This is a genomic window from Acidovorax soli (assembly GCF_014207955.1).
Lineage (GTDB): Bacteria > Pseudomonadota > Gammaproteobacteria > Burkholderiales > Burkholderiaceae_C > Acidovorax > Acidovorax soli_A.
Genome location: NZ_JACHLK010000015.1, coordinates 31,952 through 56,971 on the forward strand (window position 1 = coordinate 31,952; position 25,020 = coordinate 56,971).

22 protein-coding genes are annotated in these 25,020 nt (G+C 67.5%); 10 read left to right on the forward strand and 12 right to left on the reverse strand.

Translation table 11 applies throughout. The features are described 5' to 3' along the window. Positions 1 to 15: 15 nt before the first annotated feature. The 5 genes from HNP48_RS27630 to HNP48_RS27650 all read right to left on the reverse strand — a co-directional run bounded on the left by HNP48_RS27630 (position 16) and on the right by HNP48_RS27650 (position 6,299). Positions 16 to 1,053 (reverse strand): DUF2059 domain-containing protein, encoded by a 1,038-nt coding sequence (locus tag HNP48_RS27630; protein WP_184863282.1) that lies wholly within the window; start codon positions 1,051 to 1,053, stop codon positions 16 to 18. A 58-nt stretch (positions 1,054 to 1,111) separates the two neighbouring features. Beyond that, on the reverse strand, positions 1,112 to 2,203 hold the full coding sequence (gene mltB / locus HNP48_RS27635; RefSeq protein WP_184863284.1) for a lytic murein transglycosylase B: 1,092 nt from the start codon (positions 2,201 to 2,203) through the stop codon (positions 1,112 to 1,114). A gap of 10 nt (positions 2,204 to 2,213) precedes the next feature. Next, positions 2,214 to 4,250, reverse strand: a complete 2,037-nt coding sequence (locus tag HNP48_RS27640; protein ID WP_184863286.1) for a DUF3488 and transglutaminase-like domain-containing protein — start codon at positions 4,248 to 4,250, stop codon at positions 2,214 to 2,216. Between the two features lie 70 nt (positions 4,251 to 4,320). Continuing rightward, positions 4,321 to 5,367, reverse strand: a complete 1,047-nt coding sequence (locus HNP48_RS27645; protein ID WP_184863288.1) for a DUF58 domain-containing protein — start codon at positions 5,365 to 5,367, stop codon at positions 4,321 to 4,323. A gap of 11 nt (positions 5,368 to 5,378) precedes the next feature. After that, positions 5,379 to 6,299, reverse strand: coding sequence for a MoxR family ATPase (locus tag HNP48_RS27650; protein ID WP_184863290.1), 921 nt, complete (start codon positions 6,297 to 6,299; stop codon positions 5,379 to 5,381). Between the two features lie 67 nt (positions 6,300 to 6,366). Between HNP48_RS27650 and HNP48_RS27655 the strand changes: the two genes are divergently transcribed. The 8 genes from HNP48_RS27655 (at position 6,367) to HNP48_RS27690 (ending at position 16,458) form a co-directional block, all read left to right on the forward strand. Further along, entirely contained in the window at positions 6,367 to 7,320 is a 954-nt protein-coding gene (locus HNP48_RS27655) for a histone deacetylase family protein (RefSeq protein WP_184863543.1), read from the forward strand. Between the two features lie 7 nt (positions 7,321 to 7,327). Then, the gene (locus HNP48_RS27660; protein WP_184863292.1) at positions 7,328 to 8,110 is read left to right on the forward strand and encodes an enoyl-CoA hydratase; all 783 of its coding nucleotides are present in this window, start codon (positions 7,328 to 7,330) and stop codon (positions 8,108 to 8,110) included. Between the two features lie 787 nt (positions 8,111 to 8,897). Further along, complete coding sequence (locus HNP48_RS27665; RefSeq protein WP_184863294.1) at positions 8,898 to 10,220, forward strand: mechanosensitive ion channel family protein; 1,323 nt, start codon at positions 8,898 to 8,900, stop codon at positions 10,218 to 10,220. Between the two features lie 144 nt (positions 10,221 to 10,364). Then, positions 10,365 to 11,120 carry an electron transfer flavoprotein subunit beta/FixA family protein gene (locus tag HNP48_RS27670; RefSeq protein WP_184863296.1) on the forward strand — a complete coding sequence of 252 codons (756 nt, stop codon included), beginning with the start codon at positions 10,365 to 10,367 and terminating at the stop codon, positions 11,118 to 11,120. A 12-nt stretch (positions 11,121 to 11,132) separates the two neighbouring features. Next, positions 11,133 to 12,065, forward strand: a complete 933-nt coding sequence (locus HNP48_RS27675; RefSeq protein ID WP_184863298.1) for an electron transfer flavoprotein subunit alpha/FixB family protein — start codon at positions 11,133 to 11,135, stop codon at positions 12,063 to 12,065. An 89-nt stretch (positions 12,066 to 12,154) separates the two neighbouring features. Further along, on the forward strand, positions 12,155 to 13,945 hold the full coding sequence (locus HNP48_RS27680; protein WP_184863300.1) for an acyl-CoA dehydrogenase: 1,791 nt from the start codon (positions 12,155 to 12,157) through the stop codon (positions 13,943 to 13,945). 109 nt (positions 13,946 to 14,054) lie between these two features. Next, on the forward strand, positions 14,055 to 15,008 hold the full coding sequence (locus HNP48_RS27685) for a nitronate monooxygenase family protein (protein ID WP_184863302.1): 954 nt from the start codon (positions 14,055 to 14,057) through the stop codon (positions 15,006 to 15,008). A gap of 331 nt (positions 15,009 to 15,339) precedes the next feature. Beyond that, positions 15,340 to 16,458: an acyltransferase gene (locus tag HNP48_RS27690; protein ID WP_184863304.1), complete on the forward strand. Its 1,119-nt coding sequence runs from the start codon at positions 15,340 to 15,342 to the stop codon at positions 16,456 to 16,458. 6 nt (positions 16,459 to 16,464) lie between these two features. Here the strand turns inward: HNP48_RS27690 and HNP48_RS27695 are convergent, their stop codons facing one another. From HNP48_RS27695 to mdlC, 5 genes are all read right to left on the reverse strand, one after another. Beyond that, positions 16,465 to 17,004, reverse strand: a complete 540-nt coding sequence (locus tag HNP48_RS27695) for a DUF6886 family protein (RefSeq protein ID WP_184863306.1) — start codon at positions 17,002 to 17,004, stop codon at positions 16,465 to 16,467. A gap of 17 nt (positions 17,005 to 17,021) precedes the next feature. Then, positions 17,022 to 17,426, reverse strand: a complete 405-nt coding sequence (locus HNP48_RS27700) for a hypothetical protein (protein ID WP_184863308.1) — start codon at positions 17,424 to 17,426, stop codon at positions 17,022 to 17,024. A gap of 80 nt (positions 17,427 to 17,506) precedes the next feature. After that, positions 17,507 to 17,920 (reverse strand): nucleoside diphosphate kinase regulator, encoded by a 414-nt coding sequence (rnk, locus tag HNP48_RS27705; protein ID WP_184863310.1) that lies wholly within the window; start codon positions 17,918 to 17,920, stop codon positions 17,507 to 17,509. Between the two features lie 106 nt (positions 17,921 to 18,026). Then, positions 18,027 to 19,043, reverse strand: coding sequence for a tripartite tricarboxylate transporter substrate binding protein (locus tag HNP48_RS27710; RefSeq protein ID WP_184863312.1), 1,017 nt, complete (start codon positions 19,041 to 19,043; stop codon positions 18,027 to 18,029). Between the two features lie 64 nt (positions 19,044 to 19,107). Then, complete coding sequence (gene mdlC / locus HNP48_RS27715) at positions 19,108 to 20,733, reverse strand: benzoylformate decarboxylase (RefSeq protein ID WP_184863314.1); 1,626 nt, start codon at positions 20,731 to 20,733, stop codon at positions 19,108 to 19,110. A 90-nt stretch (positions 20,734 to 20,823) separates the two neighbouring features. Here mdlC and HNP48_RS27720 point away from each other — a divergent pair, with 90 nt between their 5' ends. Beyond that, on the forward strand, positions 20,824 to 21,723 hold the full coding sequence (locus HNP48_RS27720) for a LysR family transcriptional regulator (protein WP_184863316.1): 900 nt from the start codon (positions 20,824 to 20,826) through the stop codon (positions 21,721 to 21,723). Between the two features lie 29 nt (positions 21,724 to 21,752). Here HNP48_RS27720 and HNP48_RS27725 read toward each other — a convergent pair whose 3' ends face one another. Then, a complete protein-coding gene (locus HNP48_RS27725) occupies positions 21,753 to 22,760 on the reverse strand; it encodes a hypothetical protein (RefSeq protein WP_184863318.1) in 1,008 nt (335 codons plus the stop codon). A gap of 33 nt (positions 22,761 to 22,793) precedes the next feature. Beyond that, positions 22,794 to 23,822, reverse strand: coding sequence for a hypothetical protein (locus tag HNP48_RS27730; protein ID WP_184863320.1), 1,029 nt, complete (start codon positions 23,820 to 23,822; stop codon positions 22,794 to 22,796). 85 nt (positions 23,823 to 23,907) lie between these two features. On the opposite strand from HNP48_RS27730, the gene HNP48_RS27735 reads away from it, so the two are divergent. Next, a complete protein-coding gene (locus HNP48_RS27735) occupies positions 23,908 to 25,008 on the forward strand; it encodes a hypothetical protein (RefSeq protein ID WP_184863322.1) in 1,101 nt (366 codons plus the stop codon). Positions 25,009 to 25,020 lie beyond the last annotated feature (12 nt).

The following is a 25,020-nucleotide window of genomic DNA, read 5'->3' on the forward strand; positions in this document are numbered from 1 at the left end:
GCGGGCGCTGTGGATTCAGCGCTTGGGTTCACCGCCCGCAGGCGCCGCCGCATTGCTCTCGGCACTGGCCATGGCGCCCAGCAGTTCGGGGAAGATCTCGGTGCGGATCTTTTCCTGCAGGCGGGCGCTCAGGGCATCGTTGGCGGCTGTGACCTTGGCGCGCTGGGCCTTGCGCGCGGGGCTGCGTTCGCTGTCCAGCAGCAGGCGCAGTTCGTCCGGGCTCAGGTGCGTGCGCAGGCGCTGCACGATCAGGGGCAGCACGCTGTCGAAGCGGATCTCGGCGCGCATGCGCTGCGCGATGTTGGCCAGCCATTGCTGCTGCTTTTTGTCGGGAGCGCTGGACTGCACCATGCCCATCTGCTGGCGCATCGCGGACTCCATGCGCTGCATGCGCGCGTTGAACTCGCTTTGCATCAGCAGCCGGGCCAGGTCGGCGGCCAGGGCCTCATGGGCGTCTGCCGCCACCCAGGCCACGGGCTTGGGTGGCTTGGGTCCCTTGGCGCGGCCCTGGTCGTCGCTGGCATCGAAGAGGGCGTCCACGCGCTCGTCCATGAACTTGGCGAGCGCCAGGGCGGCCTCGAGCATGGCAGGCTGCAGCTTGTTCAGGTGCACCTGGCCCGGCGCCGTGCCATAGAAGGCCAGCAGGGCCTGGGCATCGGCCTCGGTGTACTGGGCTCGGTAGACCTCGGTGACCATCGGGGCCATCCGCTCCCACTCGAAATGCTGTTGCAGCACCGGCTGGGCCGCTGTGTAGGCCTTGCGCTTGCGCTCGCGCGCATCCGTGTCGGGAATGGCGTCGATGGCATCCAGCTGCGCCTGGTTCACGGCCTGCATCATCTGGCGCATGCGCTCGGGCTTCTGCTCGGCGTCGAAGATGGCCTGCAGCGTGGCATCGCCCACGGCAGCGGCCGATGCGTTGGGCGCTGCAGGCGGCTTTGCGGCGCGGGTCTGGCCCACGGCTGCTGCCAGGGGCGCAAGTGCGGCCATGGCCAGAAGCACAGCGGCGGCCAGGGGCCGGGCGCTGGCTGGCTGGGTGCGGAGAAAGGGGGGCATCGGTGCAGTTCCTGGGAAACAAAGGCCGCCATGGTACCTGCGGCCCCGGCACCGGGTGTCAGCGCGCCGCCGCCACCTCACGCCCCAGTTCGATCACGGCCATGGCGTAGTAGCTCGACCAGTTGTAGCGCGTGATGGCATAGAAGTTTTCCGTGCCGGCCACATAGGTCGGTGCGTCGCCGCCGTTCTGCAGCTCCACCAGCGCCATGGGGCCCGTGTGCCGGGCGCCATCCGCATCGAGCACGACGCCCTTGGCCTGCATGCTGGCGGCGCTGAAGCTGGGCAGGATGTCCGGGGCGAGCAGGGTGTCGAGCTGCAGGCGCGCGGTGTCGAACTGCACGGCGTAGTGCGTGGGCATGCCCGTGGTCCAGTTGTGGCCCTTGAAGTAATTGGCCACCGAGCCGATGGCATCCACCGGGCTCTTGAACAGGTCGATGCGGCCATCGCCATCGAAGTCCACCGCATAGCGCACCCAGCTCGATGGCATGAACTGGCCCAGGCCCATGGCACCCGCATAGCTGCCGCGCGGCTCGAAGGGGTCGATGTTGCTGCGGTTGCTGAGGCTCAAAAACTGTTCGAGCTCGCGCTGGAAGAACTCGCGGCGCTCCTTGGCACGGGGGTGGGCATTGGGGAAGTCGAAGGACAGCGTGGCCAGTGCATCCATCACGCGGAAGTTGCCCATCTGCTGGCCGTAGATGGTCTCCACGCCGATGATGCCGACGATGATCTCCACGGGCACGCCGTACTCGGCTTCGGCGCGCTCCAGCGCTTCGCGGTGCTCCTGCCAGAAGCGCACGCCAGCGCGGATGCGCACCGGGTCGATGAAGCGGCTGCGGTACACGCGCCAGTTCTTGGGCGTGCCCACGGGCGGCGGCAGCATCAGGCGCGGCACCTGGGACAGCAGGCGCGCCTGGCCGATGGCCTGGCGCACCCATTCGCGGTCCAGTCCGCGGCGGGCGGCCAGGTCGTCGGCAAAGGCCATGGCGTCAGGCCGGCCGGCGTAGGGCGCGCCGCCCTGCACGGTGGTAGTGTTCGAGGCAGTCTTCTTCGGGCTGGCTGGCTTGGCGGGCTTGGGAGAGGGGTTGGCGTGGGCGGTCAGGGCACAGGCCATCGCCACCCAGGCGATGGCAACGGATTTCAAAAGGCGCATGGGCTTCGGGTCATCGGCCCCGTACGGACGGGGGCCAGGGCAGGGTGTTGAATTCGCGGCGCAGGGCGCCGAACTGCTGGGCAGGCTCGGGGGCATAGCGTACCTGCTCCAGCCGCAGCAGCCAGGCGGCCACGCCGCTGGCGCTGTCGCCGAAGTGGGCGGTCACCTGCTGGGCCATGGAGCGCGGCGGCAGGGTTTCGGGCAGCGTGAGGCCGGCTTGGGCCAGGCGCTGGCGCACGCGCGCCAGCAGGCGCAGCCAGGGGTCGTGCTGGCTGCGCTCCCACAGTGTCCACAGCCCGCCGCCACTGGCGGCGATCACGATGAGGATGCCCAGCACGGTGGACAGGTCCTGCCAGCTCGGCGATTCGAAGCCCAGGGCCTTGAGCAGGTCGAACTGGCGGCTCTGGCTGTAATTGAGCACCCACTGGCTCCAGCTGTTGTTCACGGCCTCCCAGACCGCGCGCAGGGTCTGTACCATGCCCGGGCTCAGCGTGCCCATGGCGGCGGCGATGGCGCCTTCGGGGGCGCGCAGGCGCTGGAACTGGCCCACGCGGCCCGGCGACACGGCACCCGTCGGGTCCACGCGCACCCAGCCGCGCCCTTCCATCCAGACCTCGGCCCAGGCATGGGCGTCGGCATTGCGCACGGTCCAGTAGCCGTCCACGGGGTTGCGCTCGCCACCCTGGTAGCCGGTGACGATGCGTGACGGAATGTCCATCGCCCGCATCAGGACCACGAAGGCCGAGGCAATGTGCTCGCAAAAGCCTTCCTTGCGGTAGAACCAGAATTCATCGGCCGTGTGCTCTCCGAACACGCCGGGCTCCAGCGAATAGTTGTAGCCGCCTGTGCGCAGGCGCTGCAGCACGGCATTGACCAGCGCCTGCGTGCTGGCGCCGGCCAATGCCGGATCGGAGCGCATCTGCGCTGCCAGCTCCAGGGTGCGGGGATTGAAACCGGGCGGCAGTTCGGTGTACACGCGCAGCTGGCGGATGGACTCCACCGGGCCATGGCGGAATTCGGGGTAGCTCACGGCCTGGTAGCGCAGCGCCTCGGTGATGGGGCGCGTGGTCATCCACTGCAGGTCCTGCGTCATGTAGGCCTGCATATTGGGCAGCTCAGGTGCCTCGGGCGTGGCTTCCAGCACCATCAGCCAGGGCTGGCGCTGGGGCTCCAGCGTCACCTCGTAGCGCACGGCCGGGCCGCTGGTCTTCAGGTTGGCCGGGACCGCCACACGCGCCGCCCAGGCGCTGTCCTCGCGGAAGGGCTCGGCCACCCATTGCCGGCCATCGAAGGCCGCCATGACCGGGCCGCGGAAATACAGCGTGGACTGCGGGGGGATGTCGGTGGGCCCACCCTCGAAACGCAACCGGATCGCGACGCGCTCGTCCAGGGCGATCTCGGCCATGTCGCCGATCTTCATCGTGCCCGACAGGCCGCTGCGCCCAGTGAGGTTGTCGCTGGGCATGCCCCACAGTGGCGACATGCGCGGGAACAGCATGAACAGCGCAACCATGATGGGCGCCCCCAGCAGCGCCATGGTGCCCGCCATGCGGAAGGTCTGCAGCAGCGGCGGGCGCCCCACCGGCATGTGGGCATTGACCAGGGCCATGAGCAGGCCCAGCAGCGCCACCAGCATGGCGGCTGCGGTGAGCAGCGACTGCGAAAAGAAGAAATTGCTGAGCATCGTGAAGAAGCCCAGAAAGAAGACCACCATGGCATCGCGGCGCGCACGCAGCTCCAGGGTCTTGAAGGTCAGCATCATCACCATCAGCGTGACGCCCGCGTCGCGCCCGAGGATGGTGCGGTGCGTGAGCAGTGTGCCCGCTACCGCCACGATGACCAGCACCGTGAGCAGCCAGCGCCCGGGCAGGGGCCGGGCCCTCCAGGCCATCCAGCCGCGCCACAGCAGCATGCCAAAGGCCATGGCGCTGGCCCAGCCAGGCAGGTTGGCCACCTGGGGGGCGATCACCCAGGCCGTGGCGAACAGCAGGAACAGGGTGTCCCGCGTGTCGCGTGGCAGGGAGACGAGGGTCTGGCGCAGGCTCATGGAGCGTCGGGGTTCAGGAAGAAGGGATGCTGAAGCGATGGAGTTTGGAGAGCAGGTCACCGGCCAAAGTTCAGCACAGGGCCAGGGCTTCCAGGCAGCGGCGCCGGTGGGCGCTGCCGGTGTCCGGTGCGATCTCCACGCCGGGCAGGCGCAGGCCATAGTCCAGGCCCAGCCGGTCGGCCTGCAGCACCCAGGCGGTCAGGCGCGAGATCCGGGCCTCGGGGTCGGGCATTCCGGTCAGCGCGGGGTCCAGCCAGAGTTCGTGGCGCTGGGCCTGCTGCGAATCGCGGCTCACCAGGTCGTCGGTGCCGGTGCCCAGGGTCTTGGCGGCCTTCTTCCAGACCACGAGCTTGAGCGGGTCGCCGCGCCGGTAGGCGCGCACCCCGTCGAACTCGCCGATGCCCTGGGATGGCGCGCTGCCGGTGCCGGCACCGCGGGGCTCGCCCGGGGGCAGCGGTGGTGCCGGGATCTCGGGTGCGGGGTAGACCAGCACCTGGGCCGCCGGGCGCCAGTAGGTCCACACACGGAAGGTGCCCAGGGGGAATCGGGTCTCGGCAGTGAGCACCGGCACACGGTGCAGGCCCCGGCGACTGGGGGCGAACGCCACATGCACAATGGACCGGCCTTGCGCGGGCACATCGGTCCAGGCCCAGTGGTGCGTTTCACCCGCGCCGCCATGCACGGCCAGGCCGATGCCATAGCGCGGCGTCTTGCGTTCGCTGGAGACCTGCACCTCGATCGTTGCACTGGTGCCCATGAAATGGGGCTCCGGCTCCTTGAGGTGCAGCGTGATGCCGCGCAGCGTGGCATGGCAGATGTGCATGCCCACCACGGCGCTGCCCGCCAGCAGAAAGGTCAGCAGGTAGCCCAGGTTGAGCTGGTAGTTGATGGAGGCGACCAGCAGGATCAGCAGGGTCAGCAGCAGCATCCATCCCGCCCCCGTGGGCAGGATGTAGACATTGCGCTGGGTCAGCGTGAGCGTGTCGTTGAGCGGCCGGCGCACCATCCACCAGGCTTCGAAGCGCTTGCGCACGCGCGTGAGCGGGTTGAGCGCTGCCAGGGCAGCGCGCAGCCGGCCAGGCGATGCAGCCGTGGACGATGGAGCGGTGGTGGCCATGTCCCTCGGGTTCAAGGCAAAGGCACGGAGTCGACCATGGCCCGCACCTGCTCGACCGCGCCGCGGCCGGCATCGCCGACGGGCACCAGGCGGTGCGCGATGGTCTGGGGCAGTATGGCCTGCACGTCGTCGGGCGCCACGTAGTCGCGCCCGCTGATCAGCGCCTGCGCCTTGGCCGCGCGCACCAGCGCGATGCCGGCGCGCGGTGACAGGCCCTGCAGGAACCAGCGGCCCGAGCGCGTGGCGGCGATCAGGTCCTGCACGTAGTTGAGCAGTGGATCGGCCGTGTGCACGGCCAGCACCTGGCGCTGCAGTTCGGCCAGTTCCTCGTCGGACAGCAAGGGCAGCATGGAGTCCACCATGTCGCGGCGGTCGGCGCCGGCCAGCAGCACGCGCTCGGCCGCGCGGTCGGGGTAGCCGATGGAGATGCGCATCAGAAAGCGGTCCAGCTGCGACTCGGGCAGCGCAAACGTGCCCAGTTGGTCGTGCGGGTTCTGTGTGGCGATCACGAAGAAGGGGTGGGGCAGGGAACGGGTCTCGCCCTCCACGGAGACCTGCTTTTCCTCCATGGCTTCGAGCAGGGCGCTCTGGGTCTTGGGGCTGGCGCGGTTGATCTCGTCGGCCAGCAGCACCTGGGCGAACACCGGCCCAGGGTGGAACACGAAGGACTCCTTGCCGCGCTCGTAGACGGACACCCCGGTCAGGTCGCTGGGCATCAGGTCGGCCGTGAACTGCACGCGCGAGAACTGCAGCCCGAAGGTGCGCGACAGCGCATGGGCCAGCGTGGTTTTGCCCACGCCCGGAACGTCCTCGATGAGCAGGTGGCCGCCGGCCAGCAGGCAGGCCACACAGTCCTGGACCTGGGGCTTCTTGCCCACGATCACCGTGTTAAGCTGGTCCAGAAGCGATTTGATTTTGTGCTGTGCATCCATAGCGCGACGTTATCCGAAAAATCTTGACGCGACGTTATCCGAAAAAGACGAGACACGGGGATTGACTGTGAGCAAAACGGGCTATTTCACCCACCGCGACTGCTGGAAGCATGAAATGGGCCCCGGGCACCCCGAATGCCCCGAGCGGCTGGACGCCATCGAAGACCGGCTGCTCATCACCGGCGTGGGCGATGCGCTGGACCGCCGCGAGGCGCCCGAGGCCTCGCTGGCCGACATCGAACTGGCCCACGACCGCCTGCATGTGGCCGCGATGCGCGGCCTGTCCGACCGGCTCAACGAAGAGATCCTGGCCGGCGGCCCGAGCTATTCGCAGCTCGACCCGGACACCTCCATCAATGCCCACACCTGGAAGGCCTCCTTGCGCGCCGCAGGGGCCGCACTGGCCGCCACCGATGCCGTGATGGCCGGCGAGCTGGAGAACGCCTTCTGCGCCGTGCGCCCCCCGGGCCACCATGCCACGCGCAGCAAGGCCATGGGCTTCTGTTTTTTCAACAACGTGGCCGTCGCCGCCAAATACGCACTGCAACGCTACAACCTGCAGCGCGTGGCCGTGGTCGACTTCGACGTGCACCACGGCAACGGCACCGAGGACATCCTCGCCAATGACCCGCGGGCGCTGATGGTCAGCATCTTCCAGCACCCGTTCTATCCCTACAGCGGCGACCAGGACCCGGCCCCCAACATGGTGAACGTGCCGGTGCCAGCCTACACGCGCGGCATGGACATCCGCGAGATCATCGAGATGATGTGGATCCCCCGGCTTGAAGCCTTCAAGCCCGAGATGATCTTCGTGAGCGCCGGCTTCGATGGCCACCGCGAGGACGACATGGGCCAGCTGGGGCTGACCGAGCCCGACTATGCCTGGATCACCCAGCGCGTGAAGGACATCGCGCGGCGCTATTCCAAGGGCCGCATCGTGTCCTGCCTGGAAGGGGGCTATGTGATGGGGCCACTGGCCCGCAGTGTGGAAGCGCACCTGCGTGTGCTGGCCGATTTGTGAGAGAGATATGACCGACCAAGAAACCCCCCTGCGCGTGGCGCACGATGCGCGCGGCGTGGTGACCCTGACGCTCAACGACCCGGCACGTTTCAATGCCCTGGGTTCGGAGATGCTCACCGCGCTGCAGCAGGCGCTCGACGCGGTGGCCCGCGATGAAACCTCGCGCGTGGTGGTGCTGGCCGCCGAGGGCAAGGCCTTTTGCGCCGGCCACAACCTCAAGGACATGGCGGCCCACCCGGACCTCGCCTGGTACCAGCAGCTGTTCGCCCAATGCAGCCGCATGATGCTCGCCATCCACAAGCTGCCCGTGCCGGTGATCGCGCGCGTGCAGGGCATGGCCACGGCGGCGGGCTGCCAGCTGGTGGCGCAGTGCGATCTGGCGGTGGCGGCGGACAGCGCGACCTTTGCGACCAGCGGGATCAACTACGGCCTGTTCTGCGCCACGCCCAGTGTGCCGCTGGTGCGCAATGTGCCGGCCAAGCGGGCGATGGAGATGCTGCTGACGGGGGACTTCATCGATGCGGCCACTGCGTTGGAGCAGGGGCTGGTGAATCGGGTGGTGTCTGCTGCCGAGCTGGATGCCGAGGTGGAGAAGTTCGTGGTGTCCATCCTGCAGAAGCCTCGGGTTGCTGTGGCCATGGGCAAGGCGCTGGTGTACCAGCAGCGGGAGTTGGGGATGGATGCGGCTTACCAGTTGGCGGGGCAGGCCATGGCGGTGAACATGATGGATGCGTCGGCCCAGGAAGGGGCTCGGGCGTTTGTTGAGAAGCGGGCTCCGGCCTGGAAATGATGGTCGACCGACATGGGTCTTTATTGCTTCAGTTTCGTTGCTGAAGGCGGAGGCCGGGTCTCGGCCCGGCGGCCGAGGTACTTGTTCTTTGCTTCGCCAAAGAAAAGTACCCAAAAGAAAGGCGACCCCGCTGCCCGTGTCCCCCTCGCCCGGGGGCGAGGGGGCAGCCTGCGATGCTCGGACCTGTGGTGTGCCGCAGAACTCGCTGCGTTCTTCGAACTCCGCTCAAACAGCTGCGGCAAGCTAGACAACGATGCGCGTGTCCTTCGGCACGCGCTCACCCCAGGCCCTGCGCTTCTCGGCACGGTCAGAAGGGGTGGGGAGCGGGCTCCACACGGCTGCTGCTTTCGCAGCCGCGCCGAGGGTCGGTTACGCGCTGCGCGCTGCCGACGGCCGACGCGCAGCGAGGCCAATGGGGCCGAGCGAAGCGATGGCCCGTGTGGGGCCCCCAATCCCTTCTGGACGTGCCGAGAAGCGCAGAAGCTGGGGTGGCGCGTGTGCCGCAGGACACACGCGCTTCGTCATCTGACTCGCCGAAGCTGTTTGACCGGAGCTCCCTCGAAGAGGGAGCGCAGGGAGTTCTTCGGCGCACCCCAGCTTCGAGCATCGCAGGTTGCCCCGGAGCGCAGCGCAGGGGACACGGACAGCAGGGTCGCCTTCTCTTTGGTGACTTTCTCTTGGCGAGACAAGAGAAAGTTACTGCGCCGCCGGGCGCACACCCCGGCCCCCGCCTTCCAACCAAGCAAACCGTCACCACCAAACCCCGAGTGACACGGACCCTCCCCGAATGGAAATCCTCGACAAACTCCTCACCGACTTCAACCATTCCAGCGTCTGGCTGGAACTCGGCGTCCTGGCCGCCGCCATCGCCATCGCCCTCTTCGCCGCCAGACTGATAGGCCGCAACCAACCCCCCGATTCGGTCTGGATCGGCCGCAACACCATCGACGGCCTGCTCTTCCCCCTGATCGCCCTGGTCCTGACATTCGCAGGTCGCCTGGCCGTCGAGCACTACCACCCGGTCTTCGTGCTGCGCATCGCAGTCCCGATGCTGGTGTCCCTCGCGCTGATCCGCTTCATCGCCCGCGTGCTGCGCGTGGCCTTCCCCAACTCGGGCCTGGTGCGCCTGCTCGAAGGCCTGTTCTCCTGGGTCATCTGGGGTGCGGCCGTGCTGTGGATCGTGGGCCTGCTGCCCGCCGTGCGCAGCGAGCTCGACAGCATCACGCTCAACTTCGGCAAGTCCACCGTCAGTGTGGCCACGCTGATCGAAGGCGCGCTGTCGGCCAGCCTGGTGATGGTGGCCGCGCTGTGGATCTCGGCCACCTTCGAGCGGCGCGTGCTCAGCACGGCAGTGACCGACCTGTCCATGCGCAAGGTCGCGGGCAATGCCGTGCGCGCTGTGTTGCTGCTCGTGGGCATGCTGTTCGCGCTGTCGGCCGTGGGGGTGGACCTCACCGCCCTGTCGGTGCTGGGCGGCGCGGTCGGCGTGGGCCTGGGCTTCGGTTTGCAGAAGCTCGCCTCCAACTACGTGAGCGGCTTTGTCATCCTGCTCGAGCGCTCGCTGCGCATCGGCGACAACGTGCGCGTGGACGGCTTCGAGGGCCGCATCACCGACATCAAGACGCGCTACACCCTGATCCGCGCGGGCAACGGGCGCGAGTCCATCGTGCCCAACGAGACCCTGATCACCCAGCGCGTGGAAAACCTCTCGGACGCCGACCGCAAGTTCAACGTCACCACCAACATCATCGTCGGCTACGACAGCGATGTGGCCCAGGTGCAGGCCATTCTGTGCGCTGCGGCCGCCGCGCAGCCGCGCGTGCTCAAGGAGCCCGAGCCCGTGGCGTTTCTCATCAACTTCGCGCCCGACGGGCTGGAATTCAGCCTCAACTTCTGGATCAGCGACCCCTCGGCCGGATCGCTCAACCTGCGCTCGGCCATCAACATCGCCATCCTGGATGGCTTGCGCGCGGCGAACATCGACATCCCTTACCCGCAGCGCGTGGTGCAGTTCAAGGAGGGCGGCGCAGTGCCTGCCGGGCTGCCTGCAGGCGCTGCGCCGGCCAGTGCCTCCGGCGAGACATCGGGCCCTTCGCCAAGTGCCCTATAATCACGAAAAAGCACGATCGTTCTTTTTTATGCCCCTGCTGCCGGTGGCCCCGGCCTGGACCCTCTTGGGTGCACTGCGGCATAGAATGTTCCAGTTTACGTAAACGTCAATTCAACCAACTCTACTAACCTAGGAGCCGCAGCAATGAAGGTCTTGGTCCCTGTCAAGCGCGTGGTGGACTACAACGTCAAGGTCCGCGTCAAGTCGGACAACACGGGTGTGGACATCGCCAACGTGAAGATGAGCATGAACCCCTTTGACGAAATCGCCGTCGAAGAGGCCGTGCGCCTCAAAGAAAAAGGCCTGGTCACCGAAGTCATCGCCGTCTCCTGCGGCGTGGCCCAGTGCCAGGAAACCCTGCGCACCGCCATGGCCATTGGCGCCGACCGCGCCATCCTGGTGGAAACCCCCGCCGACCTGGATCTGCAGCCCCTGGCCGTGGCCAAGCTCCTCAAAGCCCTGGTGGACAAGGAACAACCGGGCCTGGTGATCCTGGGCAAGCAAGCCATCGACGACGACGCCAACCAGACCGGCCAGATGCTGGCGGCCCTGGCCGACCTGCCCCAAGCAACGTTTGCCAGCAAGGTGGAACTGGCTGCCGACAAGGTCAGCGTCACCCGAGAAATCGACGGCGGCCTGGAGACCCTGTCGCTCTCCCTGCCCGCCGTCATCACCACCGACCTGCGCCTGAACGAGCCCCGCTACGTCACCTTGCCCAACATCATGAAGGCCAAGAAAAAGCAGCTGGACACCGTCAAGCCCGAAGACCTCGGTGTGGATGTGGCCCCGCGCCTGAAGACCCTCAAGGTCAGCGAACCGCCCAAGCGCGGTGCCGGCGTCAAGGTGGCCGATGTGGCCGCCCTGGTCGACAAGCTCAAGAACGAAGCCAAAGTCATCTAAGGAGAACAACAAATGACCGTACTCGTTATTGCTGAACACGACAACGCATCCATCAAGGGCGCAACCCTGAACACCGTGACCGCCGCAGCCGCCTGCGGTGGCGACGTGCACGTGCTGGTGGCCGGCCACAACGCCGCTGGTGCCGCCGCAGCAGCCGCACAGATCGCGGGTGTCGCCAAGGTCATCCATGCCGACGCCGCCGGCCTGGCCCACGGCCTGGCAGAAAACGTCGCCGCCCAGGTCCTCGCCATCGCCGGCAACTACAGCCACATCCTGTTCCCCGCCACCGCCGGTGGCAAGAACGTGGCTCCCCGCGTGGCCGCCAAGCTCGATGTCGCCCAGATCAGCGACATCACCAAGGTCGTCTCCCCCGACACCTTCGAGCGCCCCATCTACGCCGGCAATGCCATTGCCACCGTGCAGAGCCAGGATGCGACCAAGGTCATCACCGTGCGCACCACGGGCTTTGATGCTGCAGCAGCCTCGGGTGGCAGTGCAGCCACGGAAACCGCCACCGCCACGGCGGATGCCGGCAAGAGCAGCTTTGTGGGCAGCGAGATCGCCAAGAGCGACCGACCCGAACTGACGGCCGCCAAGATCATCGTCTCCGGTGGCCGGGCTTTGGGCAGCAAGGAAAAGTTCGACGAAGTGATGACCCCGCTGGCCGACAAGCTGGGGGCTGCCATTGGCGCCAGCCGCGCGGCGGTCGATGCGGGCTATGCCCCGAACGATTTGCAGGTGGGGCAGACGGGCAAGATCGTTGCGCCGCAACTCTACGTCGCAGCCGGCATCTCTGGAGCCATCCAGCACTTGGCGGGCATGAAGGACTCCAAGGTGATCGTGGCGATCAACAAGGATGCGGAGGCGCCGATCTTCAGTGTGGCCGACTATGGGCTGGAGGCGGATCTGTTCACGGCGGTGCCGGAGCTGGTCAAGGCGCTGTAAGGCGGCCTGACGGCACCACAACCCGCCACACAAAGGCATCGCTTGCGGTGCCTTTTTTTTGAGAATTTTTTGATACCCCGGAGACATCCATGAGTTACACCGCCCCGGTCAAGGACATGCTGTTCGACATCGAGCACCTGGCCAACATTGAACAGATCGCACAGATTCCCGGCTTCGAAGACGCAGGCCTCGATACCGCCCAGGCCGTGCTCGAAGAGTGCGCCAAGTTCAACGAGGGCGTGCTGGCTCCGCTCAACTTCGAGGGCGACAAGAACCCCTCGAGCTGGAAGGATGGCGTGGTCACCACCACCCCGGGCTTCAAGGATGCCTTCCGCCAGTACGCCGAAGGCGGCTGGCAGGGCCTGCAGCACCCCACCGACTTCGGCGGCCAGGGCCTGCCCAAGACCATCGGTGCGGCCTGCGGCGAAATGCTCAACAGCGCCAATATGAGCTTTGCGCTGTGCCCGCTGCTGACCGACGGCGCCATCGAGGCGCTGCTCACGGCCGGCAGCGATGCGCTCAAGGCCACCTACCTCGAAAAGCTGGTGACCGGCGAGTGGACCGGCACCATGAACCTCACTGAACCCCAGGCCGGCTCCGACCTGGCCCTGGTGCGCACGCGCGCCGAATCGCAGCCCGACGGCAGCTACAAGATCTTCGGCACCAAGATCTTCATCACCTACGGCGAGCACGACATGGCCGCCAACATCGTGCACCTGGTGCTGGCCCGTGTGCAGGGCGCTCCCGAAGGCGTCAAGGGCATCAGCCTGTTCGTCGTGCCCAAGTTCATGGTCAACGCCGACGGCAGCCTGGGCGCGCGCAACGATGCGCACTGCGTGAGCATCGAGCACAAGCTGGGCATCAAGGCCAGCCCCACGGCCGTGCTGCAGTTCGGCGACCACGGCGGTGCCGTGGGCTATCTGGTGGGTGAAGAAAACCGCGGCCTCGAATACATGTTCATCATGATGAATGCGGCGCGCTACGCCGTGGGTGTGCAGGGCATCGCGATTGCCGAGCGCGCCTACCAGAAGGCGGTGGGCTATGCGAAGGACCGCGTGCAGAGCCGCCCCGTGGACGGCTCCATCGCCGCCAGCGCGCCCATCATCCACCACCCCGATGTGCGCCGCATGCTCATGACCATGCGCGCCTACACCGAGGGCTGCCGCGCCATGGCCACCGTGGCCGCATCGGCCTACGATGCCGCGCACCACCACCCCGATGCCGACGTGCGCAAGCAGAACGCGACCTTCTACGAATTCATGGTGCCCCTGGTCAAGGGCTACAGCACCGAGATGAGCCTCGAAGTCACCAGCCTCGGGGTGCAGGTGCATGGCGGCATGGGCTTCATCGAAGAGACGGGCGCGGCACAGTACTACCGCGACGCCAAGATCCTCACCATCTACGAGGGCACCACCGCCATCCAGGCCAACGACCTCGTGGGTCGCAAGACCGCACGCGACGGTGGCCAGACCGCCAAGGCCCTGGCGGTGCAGATCGAGAAGACCGAGGCCGAACTGCTGGCCAACGGCAGCGACGCCGCCAAGGCCGTGGCACGCCGCCTCACCGCCGCGCGCCAGGCCTTCCTGGACGTGGTGGGCTTCGTGGCCGGCGGCACCAAGAGCTCGCCCAACGCCGTGTTCGCGGGCAGCGTGCCCTACCTCATGCTCGCGGGCAATCTCGTGGCCGGCTGGCAGCTGGCGCGCAGCCTGCTGGTGGCGCAGGAGCTGTTGCACAAGGGACAGGATGCGGCCTTCATGCAGGCAAAAATCACCACGGCGCAGTTCTATGCCGAGCACATCCTGGTCAAGGCACCGGGCCTGCGCGACAGCATCGTCGAGGGCGCCGCGAGTGTGACCGAGCTGGCGCTCGAAGCCTTCTGATTGCGCAGGGGGAGACAAGGGAGGGCGGCGCCGGCGGCGCTGTTCTTCGCCCCGCAACCGATCTGCTGCCCATCCATCCCTTCATTCTTTTCATCGGAACGAACCTGCCATGTCCAAGCTGCCTCCCGTCCTGCAGAACCTCTCGCTGCCCGTCATCGGCTCGCCGCTGTTCATCATCAGCAACCCCAAGCTCGTGATCGAGCAGTGCAAGGCCGGCGTGGTGGGTTCCATGCCCGCGCTCAATGCACGCCCGGCCGAGCTGCTCGAGGAATGGCTGGCCGAGATCACCGAGACCCTGGCCGCCTACAACAAGGCCAACCCCGACAGGCCGGCCGCGCCCTTTGCCATCAACCAGATCGTGCACAAAAGCAATGACCGCCTGGAGCACGACATGCAGGTCTGCGCCAAGTACAAGGTGCCGATCATCATCACCAGCCTGGGCGCGCGCGAGGACGTGAACCAGGCCGTGCACGGCTGGGGTGGCGTGGTGCTGCACGACATCATCAACAACAAGTTCGCGCACAAGGCCATCGAGAAGGGCGCCGACGGCCTGATTGCCGTGGCTGCGGGTGCCGGTGGCCATGCGGGTGTGAAAAGCCCGTTCGCGCTGATCCAGGAGATCCGCCAGTGGTTTGACGGCCCCATCGCGCTCAGCGGCTCCATCGCCAGCGGCGATGCGGTGCTGGCCGCGCAGGCCATGGGCGCCGACTTCGGCTACATCGGTTCGGCCTTCATCGCCACGCACGAGGCGCGCGCGAGCGAAGAGTACAAGCAGGCCATCGTCGCCGGTTCGTCGGATGACATCGTCTACAGCAACCTGTTCACGGGCGTGCACGGCAACTACCTGGCGCCTTCGATCCGCGCTGCCGGCATGGACCCCGACAACCTGCCCGAGTCCGACCCGAGCAAGATGAACTTCGGCGGCGATGCCAAGAAGGCCTGGAAGGACATCTGGGGCTGCGGCCAGGGCATCGGCGCCATCGACGCCGTGACCAGCACGGCCGAGCTCGTGGCGCGCCTGCGCCGCGAATACCAGGCCGCCCGCGCACGCCTGGCGCTCTAAGAGGCTGAGAATATTTCGTCCATGCCCGCCTTGCACGCCAAAGCACCCCGGCTCGTCGTTGCAAATGCTCGCCATAGCCCGCGCTATGGCTGTGCTTTGCGCCTAGATCCGCGGCGTTTTGGCGCGCCTTTCGGGTACGGCCAAAAAATTCCCAGCCTCTGATCCCAGCCCGCTGCTCCCCCTGCGCCCGGGCTTGCCCGGGCTTTTTCTTGGCCCTCGGCAGCCTGCCCTGCAAAGCGGTTCCAAGCGCAAATTTCTGTAACAAGCGACAATAGGCGGTTTTTGCCCGCATCGGCGGGCGGGTCATTCCATTTCGCTCCTTCCGTCTCCCATGTCCTCCGCCACCTCCCGCATGCCCCTGATCGACATGGTCAAAGGGCTGGCCTGCGCCGCCATCGTCTGCCACCACCTGGCGTTCTACGGCCCCATGTCCGACATCGCTGCGCCTTTGGCACCGCTGCTGATGGCCTGGCTGTACGACTACGGCCGCATGGCCGTGCAGGTGTTCCTGGTGCTGGGCGGCTACCTCGCGGCCGCCAGCCTGGCGCCCCAGGGGGTGGCGCGCTTCGACAGCGCCGGCGCGGCGATCACCCGGCGCTTTGTGCGCCTGGTCGTGCCCTATGCCGTGGCCCTGCTGCTGGCGGTGCTGGTGGCGGCCCTGGTGCGCCCGTGGCTGGACCACCACTCCGTGCCCGATGAGCCCACCCTGGCCCAGCTGCTGGCCAATGCGCTGCTGCTGCAGGACATCGTGGGCGAGGATGCCCTCTCGGCCGGCGTCTGGTACGTGGCCATCGACTTCCAGCTGTTTGCACTCAGCGTGCTGGTCTGGGCCGGTGTCCGCTCGCTGCCTGGCGACTGGGCACGCCGACATGGCTCGGTGATCGGCCAGGGCCTGCTGGTGGCGCTCACGGCCGCATCGCTATGGGTGTTCAACCGCGACAGCGCGCTCGACATGTGGGGCTGGTACTTCTTCGGCGCATACGGCCTGGGCATGCTGGCCTACTGGGCCGTGAAGTCGCCCCGCCCCGCCGGCTGGCTGGCCCTCATGCTGCTGCTGGGCGGTGTGGCGCTGGCCCTGGAGTTCCGCGGCCGCATCGCGCTGGCCCTGGCGGCCGCCATGCTGCTGGTGGCCGCCCTGCGTTCGCCGCAACTGCTGCGCTGGCAGGGCTCGGCGCCGCTGGTTCGCCTGGGGCAGATGTCGTACTCGGTCTTCCTCGTGCACTTCGCCGTGTGCCTGCTGGTCAACGCGGTCATCGGCCACCTGTTTCCCGAGGCGCCCGTGGTCAATGCCCTGGGCATGGCCCTGGCGTTCACCCTGTCGCTGATGGCGGGGCGTGAGCTCTACCAGCGCGTGGAGCGCCATGTGCCCACCTGGTCCATGGCGCTGCGCTGGCAGGCCGGGCTGGTGGGGGCTGGCATGCTGGTCGCCGTCAGCAGCCACTGGGCGTAGCTGGTCTCAGACCCAACTGGCGGCGTTGCGCAAGCGGATACCACTGGCGTGCAGACTGCTGCCCCAGAGCGGGCGCAGGGGGGCGAGCGAATCCACCACGCGCAGTTCCGTCCGGCTGGCACGCAAGGCGGCCGGCAGGTCGGCCAGGAGCTCTCGGGCCACGGGCAGCACCGCCTGGCGGCTCACGCGCATGCCGGCATCTTCCAGGCTCTCGAACGGACCGGGCGGCAGTTCGTAGCGGTGGATCTGCCCCTGGCACACCCGCTCGGCCCAGGCGCTTTCGATGAAGGCCATGGCCCGCATGCCCGGCTGCAGGCCGCCCAGCCAACGGTCCTGGTCGGCCGGGGCCGAGTCAGGCCGTGTCCAGATCACGATGCGCGGGCATTCCCGCGGAAACAGGTACAGCTGCTGGTGCGCCTCATCGATGGCCCACACCAGCGGGCCATTGAGCCATTCCTGGCCTGGCGGGCGCGCAGCCGGCATGCGGACCGGGCGTGGTTCGAAGGAGGCGATGTCCGGGTCGTCGCTGAAGTGGAACAGGCGCATGCCTGGCGGCACCGCCATCAGGCCGGTGGCAGGCCTTCGCGCCGCTTGCGCTGCTTGTCCAGGAACCAGGCCATGAAGGGCAGCAGCAACATCGAGCCGGGGATCACCCAGATGAACAGGTAGGGGCTGACCGACGAGGCCGAGCGCATCACGTCGCGCAGTTGATCGCGCTCTTCGGCCGTCCAGTTGCCCTCGCGGCGCTGCTTCATGAGCCAGGCGACGGAGCCCTTCATGGTCGCGATCTCGCGCTTCAGGCGGCTTTTCTCGCGGCTGTTGCCGGCCAGGAAGGAGCAGAACCACTCGGGCGCGCGCTCCATGCGCTGCTGGAAGGCGGTGGTCGAATCCGGGTCGAACGCGGGCACGGTGGCGCTTGCCGGTGGCGTGGCATGGCGTTCGTCGGGTAGATTCTGGGGCGCGGTCATGGCCCGCAATTGTCGCTGCTCGCTTCCGATGCCGCAAAGCACTGTTGCAAATTGCCGCCAGCGATGGCGGCGGCGTGGGCTCAGCGGTGCAGTTCGCCCGCCGCCTCGGGCTGGTACAGGATGGCCTTGACCCGCACCGTCATGGGCTTGCCGCCCGGGCCGGGCCAGACCAGCGCGTCGCCCACGGACAGGCCCAGCAGCGCGCTGCCCACGGGCGCGAAGATCGACAGCCGGTCGGCGCTGCCGTCCATGTCGCGCGGGTACACCAGGGTCAGGCAGAACTCCTTGCCCGTCTCCTCGATGGCGAACTGCACCGTGGAGTTCATGGTCACCACGTGCGGCGGAATCTCCTCGGGCGCCACCACCTCGGCGCGGTCGATCTCGGCCTGCAGATCGGCCTTGCCCGGGAAGACGCTGGCCGGAATGGCGGCCAGCAGGGCCTCGATGCGGTCAACGTCCAGGGACGACAGGATGATCTGGGGCTTGCGCGCCATGGCAGTACCTCGCTTGGTGATGGTGGTTGCAAAGCGCGGGACTATAGGCCGGACTGCGGGCTTTGCCCGCAATCTCGCACTGCACCGTGCGGACATTCACCGGCGTTCAGTCGCCTGTGATGTTGCGCGCCTTGATCAGTGCGCCAAAGCGCTTGCTGTCGCTCATCGCCCGGTCGTGGAAGGCCTTGGGCGCCATGGGTGCGGGCTCGCCACCCAGCGCGGCAATGCGCTCCTGCACGGCAGGCGTGGCCAGGATCTTGTTGATCTCGCGGTTGAGTTTCGTGACCACCTCGGCCGGCGTGCCCGCAGGGGCATAGAAGCCGAACAGCGTGTCGGCATCGAAGCCCTTCAAGCCCACCTCGTCCAGTGTGGGCACGTCGGGGAACTGCGGCGAGCGCTTGGCGCTACCCACGGCCAGCAGGCGCAGCTTGCCCGCCTTCACATGCTGCAGGCCGATGCCGGGGTCGAACATGAAGTCCACCTGCCCGCCCAGCAAGTCCTGCATGGCGGGTGCCGCGCCGCGGTAGGGCACGTGCACGGCGAACACATTGGCCTGGGTCTTGAGCATCTCGGCCGCCAGGTGGGGCGAGCTGCCATTGCCCGGTGTGCCGAAGCTCACCTTGCCCGGGTTGGCCTTGAGGTAGGCCAGGAACTCCTGGATGGTGTTCACCGGCAGCGTGGGGCGCACCTCCAGGAACACCAGCACGCGCGCCGCCGCGGCCACGGGCATGAGGTCCTTCACCGGGTCGAAGGGCATCTTGGGGTAGATGTGCGGGTTCACCGAGACCATGCCGCCCGAGCTCATGAGCAGGGTGTAGCCATCGGCCGGCGACTTGGCCACCGCCTCACCACCGATGTTGCCGCCCGCGCCGCCGCGGTTCTCCACCACCACGGGCTGGCCCAGGGCCGCTTGCAGCGGCACCGTCACGGCCCGCGCGATCTGGTCGGCGGCACCGCCCGCGGGGAAGTTCACCACCACCTTGATGGGCTTGGCCGGATAGGTCTCCGCATGGGCGCCCATGGGCAACAGGGCCGTACCCGCCAGGGCGGCCAGGGCCAGGGCGCCCGCCAGGCGGCGGCGCGGGGAGGAATGCTGGGGTGCGGTTGGATGCGTTGTCTTCATGCTCATGTCTCCAGAAATCGGGGTGCCCGGTGCTCCGGGTCTGTGCAGGCGAGGGGCGGGGTGGTCAGGCCACGTCGACCTCCACCAAAATGGGCCGGGGGTGCGCCAGCGCATCGCGCAGCACCTGGTGCAGTTGCGCGGCATCGGCCACGTGCACGGCATCGCAGCCCTGGCCGCGCGCCAGCGCCAGAAAATCCAGGTCCGGCAGGTCCGTGCCTTCGAGCTTGTCCTCAGGGCCGAAGCCGAAGGTCGGCGCAAACTCCTGTAGCGCTGCATAGCGCCGGTTCTTCAAGATGATGAAGGTGATGGGCAATTGCAGCTGCGCCGCGCTCCACAGCGCCTGGATGGAGTACATCGCCGAGCCGTCACCCAGGAGGCCGATCACCTTGGCCTCGGGCCGCGCCAACGCCACGCCCACGGCGGCCGGCATGGCATAGCCCAGGCCGCCGCTGCACATGGTGTAGAAGGTCTCGCTGTGCAGAATGGGCAGGTAGGCATGCATGGCGGCGCGCGAACTCGGTGCCTCTTCCACCACGATGGAGAGGGCATCGCGCACCTCGGCCAGGGTCTGCATCACATAGGGCACGCTCATCAGCGCCGAGGGCTCGGCGCGCGGCCGCGCTGCGCGAAGCGGTGGAGCAGGGCGCTTGCGCGGTGCCGGGCGGGCCAGCAGGTCCTGCACGCCCAGGCGCACACCGCCCACGGCCGAGGTGCCCTCGGGCGTCCAGGCCGCCGTGCCCGGGTCCTCGATCAATTGCACCAGTTGCGCGCCCGGCGGCACATGCGGGCCCTGGCCCTCCACGTGGTAGGTAAAGGCCGCGGCGCCCAGCGCGAACACCAGGTCGTGCCCGCCGAGCAGCGCCACGATCTTTTCGCGCATGGCGGGCAACAGGCCCATGAAGAGCCGGTGGTCCTGCGGAAAGCCGCAGCGCCCCGACATGGGGGCGATCCACACGGCGGCGTTGTGCCGCTCGGCCAGGGCCACCACATCGTCCCAGGCACCATCGCGGTCCACGGCTGCGCCCACCACGAACACCGGGCGCTCGGCTGCATCGAGCGCGTCGCCGATGGCGCCCAGCACGCGCGGCTCGGGCCGGCTCTCGGTGCTCACCGTGCGCGCGGCCAGCGGTTCGCAGGGCTTGCTCCAGTCGTCCGCGGGGATGGACACCAGCACCGGCCCGCGCGGCTGCTGCATGGCGATGTAGTAGGCACGGGCAATGGCCAGCGGCACGTCTTCGGCGCGCGCGGGCTCGATGCTCCACTTCACATAGGGCTTGGGCAGCTCGGTGGCCTGGCCCGAGAACAGAAAGGGGTCGAACGGCAGGATGGAGCGCGCCTGCTGCCCGGCCGTGATCACCATGGGCGTGCGGTTCTTGTGCGCCGTGAAGATATTGCCCATGGCATGGCCCACGCCGGCCGCCGAATGCAGGTTCACGAAGGCCGCGTTCTGCGTGGCCTGGGCATAGCCGTCGGCCATGCCCACCACCACGGCCTCCTGCAGGCCCAGGATGTAGCGAAAGTCTTGGGGGAAGTCGAGGAACAGCGGCAGCTCGGTCGAGCCCGGGTTGCCGAAGATGGTGTCGATGCCGAAGCCGCGCAGCAGGTCGAGCACGACCTCGCGCACGGTGGGGCGCAGGTCGGTGGCAGAAGGTGCGGCGTCGGTGGCACGGGGCGCGGTGGCCTGGAGCATGGGGAAGGTCGGTGCAGGTGGAAAACACCGATCTTCGGGGGGCGCGGAATATCCATCAATACAATGGATTGACTAAGTGGTATTCGCTCAATGCATATCAAGGACATCGACCTCAACCTGCTGCGCCTGTTCGATGCGGTCTACCGCACGCGCAGCGTGAGCCGTGCAGCCGAGCTCATGGACCTGACCCAGCCGGCCGCCAGCCAGGCGCTCACGCGGCTGCGCCTCTTGATCCAGGACCCGCTGTTCGTGCGTGCCGGCGGCGGCGTGCAGCCCACGCCCCGGGCCGACCGTCTGGCCGACGCCGTGCGCAGCGCCCTGGGCACCCTGGAGGAGGCGCTCAACGAGTCCGCGCTGTTCGACCCGCTGCAGTCGCGCAAGGTGTTCCGCATCCACATGAGCGACATCGGCGAAGGCCGCTTTCTGCCCGAGCTGATGCGCGCACTGCGCCAGCAGGCCCCTGGCGTGCGGCTGGAGACGCAGCCCGTGCCCGGGGACCAGATCGCGCCCCTGCTCGACAGCGGCCGCATCGACTTTGCCTTCGGCTTTCTGCCCGCCGTGCGCGACACGCAGCGCGTGCAGCTGCTGCGTGACCGCTATATCGTGCTGCTGCGCGAAGGCCACCCCTTCGCGCGCCGCAAACGCAGCGGCGCGGCATTGCTCGACGACTTGAAGCAACTCGAATTCGTCGCCGTGCGCTCGCACTCGGACACGCTGCGCATCCTGGCGCTGCTGCAGCTCGAAGACCGCCTGCGCCTGACCACCGAGCATTTCATGGTGCTGCCCTCCATCGTGCGTGGCACCGACCTGGCCGTGGTCATGCCGCGCAACATCGCCCAGGGCTTTGCCGCCGAGGGCGGCTACACCCTCATCGAGCCCGCGCTGCCGCTGCGCGACTTCACGGTGTCACTGCACTGGAGCAAGCGCTTCGAGGCCGACCCGGGCAACCGCTGGCTGCGCGGGGTGATCGAGGGCTTGTTCCGGGAATAGGCGGTCCAACGCCGCCCCCCTTGCCGCACTCAGCGGAAGTCGAAGGCGCTGAACAGGCGCGTCCACCGTTCGCCGTCGTACAGGCAGGCGCCATAGGGTCCTGCGGTGAGCATATGCCTGCCATCGGGGCTGATGTCGATGCGCCCGGTCACCATGGAGCTGGGGGCGTGCTCGTCCACCTCGCCCAGCGGCACCAGCTCCTTGTCGGCGCTGATGACGTAAACCCCCTCCTGCGCGCCAAAGTACATGCGCCCCTGGAACCAGTGCGCGTCCACCGGTTGTGAGCCCCAGGCCAGCTCGCTGCTGGCGACCTGCTCCCAGTGCGCCTCCCGACCTGCCCAGACATTGCCATGCAGATCGCTCACATAGACCTTGCCATCGCCAGCGCAGCACACGGTTTCCAACTGCGCCTGGGTGGGCAGGGGGCACGGGTGCCAGTGGGTTCCATCAAAGCGCCACAGGTCGCCCTCGCCACCGGCGGCATAGAAGTCGGTATCGCTGAACGCGCTCAGGTCGTTGAAGCCCATGGCACGGCTGCGGGCATCGCTTTGCCAGGGCGCGCCCCAGCCCTCGCCGTGCAGATCCACCCACTGGTCCATGCCTTCGCGCCGGTACAGGCGCCGGTTGCTGCCCACGGCATACAGCTTGCCGGCGGCGCGTACCACCCGGCGGATGGTCACCATGGTGTCCGCGGGCGTCTTCAGGCTGATGAGGTCTTCGATGGACGCTTCCATGCCGCGCCGCCTGGAGTCCGAGGAATACACCTGGCTGGCCGTGTCCACGGCCACGTACTCTTCGGGAGCATACCCGCGTGCAATCGTGGAAAACCGCATGTCCCCCGTGTCGAAATACCCCAGGCGCGGCGCCGTCGGTCCATCCAGCCCCACCACCAGAAACCGGGTTCTCGGCAGGGTGTCGCGTGAATCCTTTTCTTCGACCAGAAGAAAGCAGAACCGGTCGACGGTGTTGAAAGCACAGTCGTAGACCGTGTAGCCCTCGACATGGGATTTGAACGTGGCCTTGGAAAAAATCTTCATGTGCTCCATCCCTGCTCCATGCGCATCGGGCATTCAGCGAAAGTCGAACGCACTGAACAAACGCGTCCACCGCTCGCCGTCGTACAGGCAGGCGCCATAGGGCCCGGCGGTGAGCATATGCCTGCCATCGGGGCTGATGTCGATGCGCCCGCTCACCATGGAGCTGGGCGCGTGCTCGTCCACCTCGCCCAACGGCACCAACTCCTTGTCGGCGCTGATGGCATACAGGCCTTCCTGCGCGCCAAAGTACATGCGCCCCTGGAACCAGTGCGCATCCACTGGCTGGTAGCCCCAGGCCAGTTCGCTGCTGGCCACCTGCTCCCAGTGAGCCTCCCGTCCCGCCCAGACATTGCCATGCAGATCGCTCACATAGACCTTGCCGTCGCCGGCGCAGCACACGGTTTCCAGTTGCGTCTGGGTGGGTAAAGGGCATGGGTGCCAGCGGGTTCCGTCAAAGCGCCACAGGTCACCCTCGCCGCCGGCGGCATAGAAGTCGGTATCGCTGAACGCGCTCAGGTCGTTGAAGCCCATCTTGCGGCCCCAATCGGCGTGCGGTGCTTCGGTGTAGTCCGTTGGCATGGGCGCACCGCGGCCTTCGCTGTGCAGGTCCGCCCACTGCTCGATGCCTTCGCGCCGGTACAGGCGCCGGTTGCTGCCCACGGCATACAGCTTGCCGGCAGCCCGCACCACCTTGCGGATGGTGACCATGGTGCCTACCGGCGTCTTCAGGCTGATCAGGTCCTCGATGGCGGCTTCGAACTGCTTGGACTTCGCGCCCGTGCTGTAGACATTGCTCACACTGTCCACGACGACATACTCTGCTGGGTGGGTGCCGCAGGCAATCGCCGAGAAGCTGAAGCGCTCCGTCTGTGCAAACGGAATGCTGCCGGCCGCGATGGGGTGGTCTGTGATGATGGTGACGGCGCGGGTCTTGGGGTAGGTGTCCCGGTCGTCCTTCTCTTCCACCAGCAGAAAGCAGTAGCCCTGCTCCCGAAAAATGGCACAGTCGTAGATCGTGTACCCGTGGAAGTACTTCTTCCACACCTTTTTGTCAAAAATCATGCTCACTCGTTGGTCGCGCGGCGCGGGCCGGCCCGATATTGTTGCCACTCCCGGTCGGCGCCGCTGACTCCTTGCCATCTGTTACATGATCTTCGACCGCGAAACCTACAAGCGCTTCTTCCTCGGCTACGACATCATCGACTGCACCATCGGCTTCGAAGACGGCCGCCTGGGCTTTCTGCTCGCCGAAATCAAGGAGGGCAAGGCGCACGACGACCACTACCAGTTGCGCCTGCTCGCGGTCAAACGCACGAACCCGGTCGACACGCGCTTTTTCTCGATGTCCACCAATGCCCTGAGCCACTGGTCCGACCTGTGCAGCGCCTGGGAGCCAGGCCATGCGGAGTTCGTCGGGGTCGATACCGGGCGCACCGTCTATGGCTACAGGCCCAAGGTCCACAAGGGCCAGGAAGCGCGCATTCCATTCCACCGCGTGCCGGCCGGTGCTGAGGCGCGCTACGACAGCATCGTGCGGCGCACCGTGCGCGCCGGCACCACTGTGTTTGCCGTGGGCTGGCCGTTTCGCGTGTACGAACGGCTCGGGCCTGATCAATGGCGTGAGCACACCGACATCCCTTTGCCCGAGGGCCTGGACAGCACGGACGAAGATACCTTCGATGAGGCCATGGGCCTGGACCAATCCAGCTTCCACTATCTGGCCGGCCGCTCGGCGCTGGACCTGTACGTGGTCGGGTCCAGGGGCGCGGTGTGGCGGCGGCAGGGGCAGGCCTGGCGGCAACTGGCCTTCCCATCGGACCTCTCGCTGCGCACCGTCGCCGTCGCACCCAATGGCATGGCCTACATCACCGACGAGAATGGCCGGGTCTGGAAGGGCCTGGACGACGGCTGGCGCTGCCTTACCCCGGTCTGGAAGCACCACGAAGGATTCAAGGACAGCGCCTGGTTCGCCGGCCGGCTCTGGTGCACCGGGGACAAGGGCGGCCTGTATGTGCTGCAGGGCCGCCGCATGGTGCTGGCCCAGGACGCCCGCGCCCAGCCCATGCCGTGGGAGTTTTCATCGGCTGCGCGGCGGCTGGACGTGTCGCCCGATGGCCGCGTGCTGCTGATTGCAGGCGGGGTCTGGGCGGCGCAGTTTGACGGGAGCGACTGGAAGTGGCTGATCCGGGAAATGCCCAAGGCCAGGGACATTGCGGATGGCGCCATCGAAGTCCTGGCCAGCAACTGAGCTAAGCTCAGG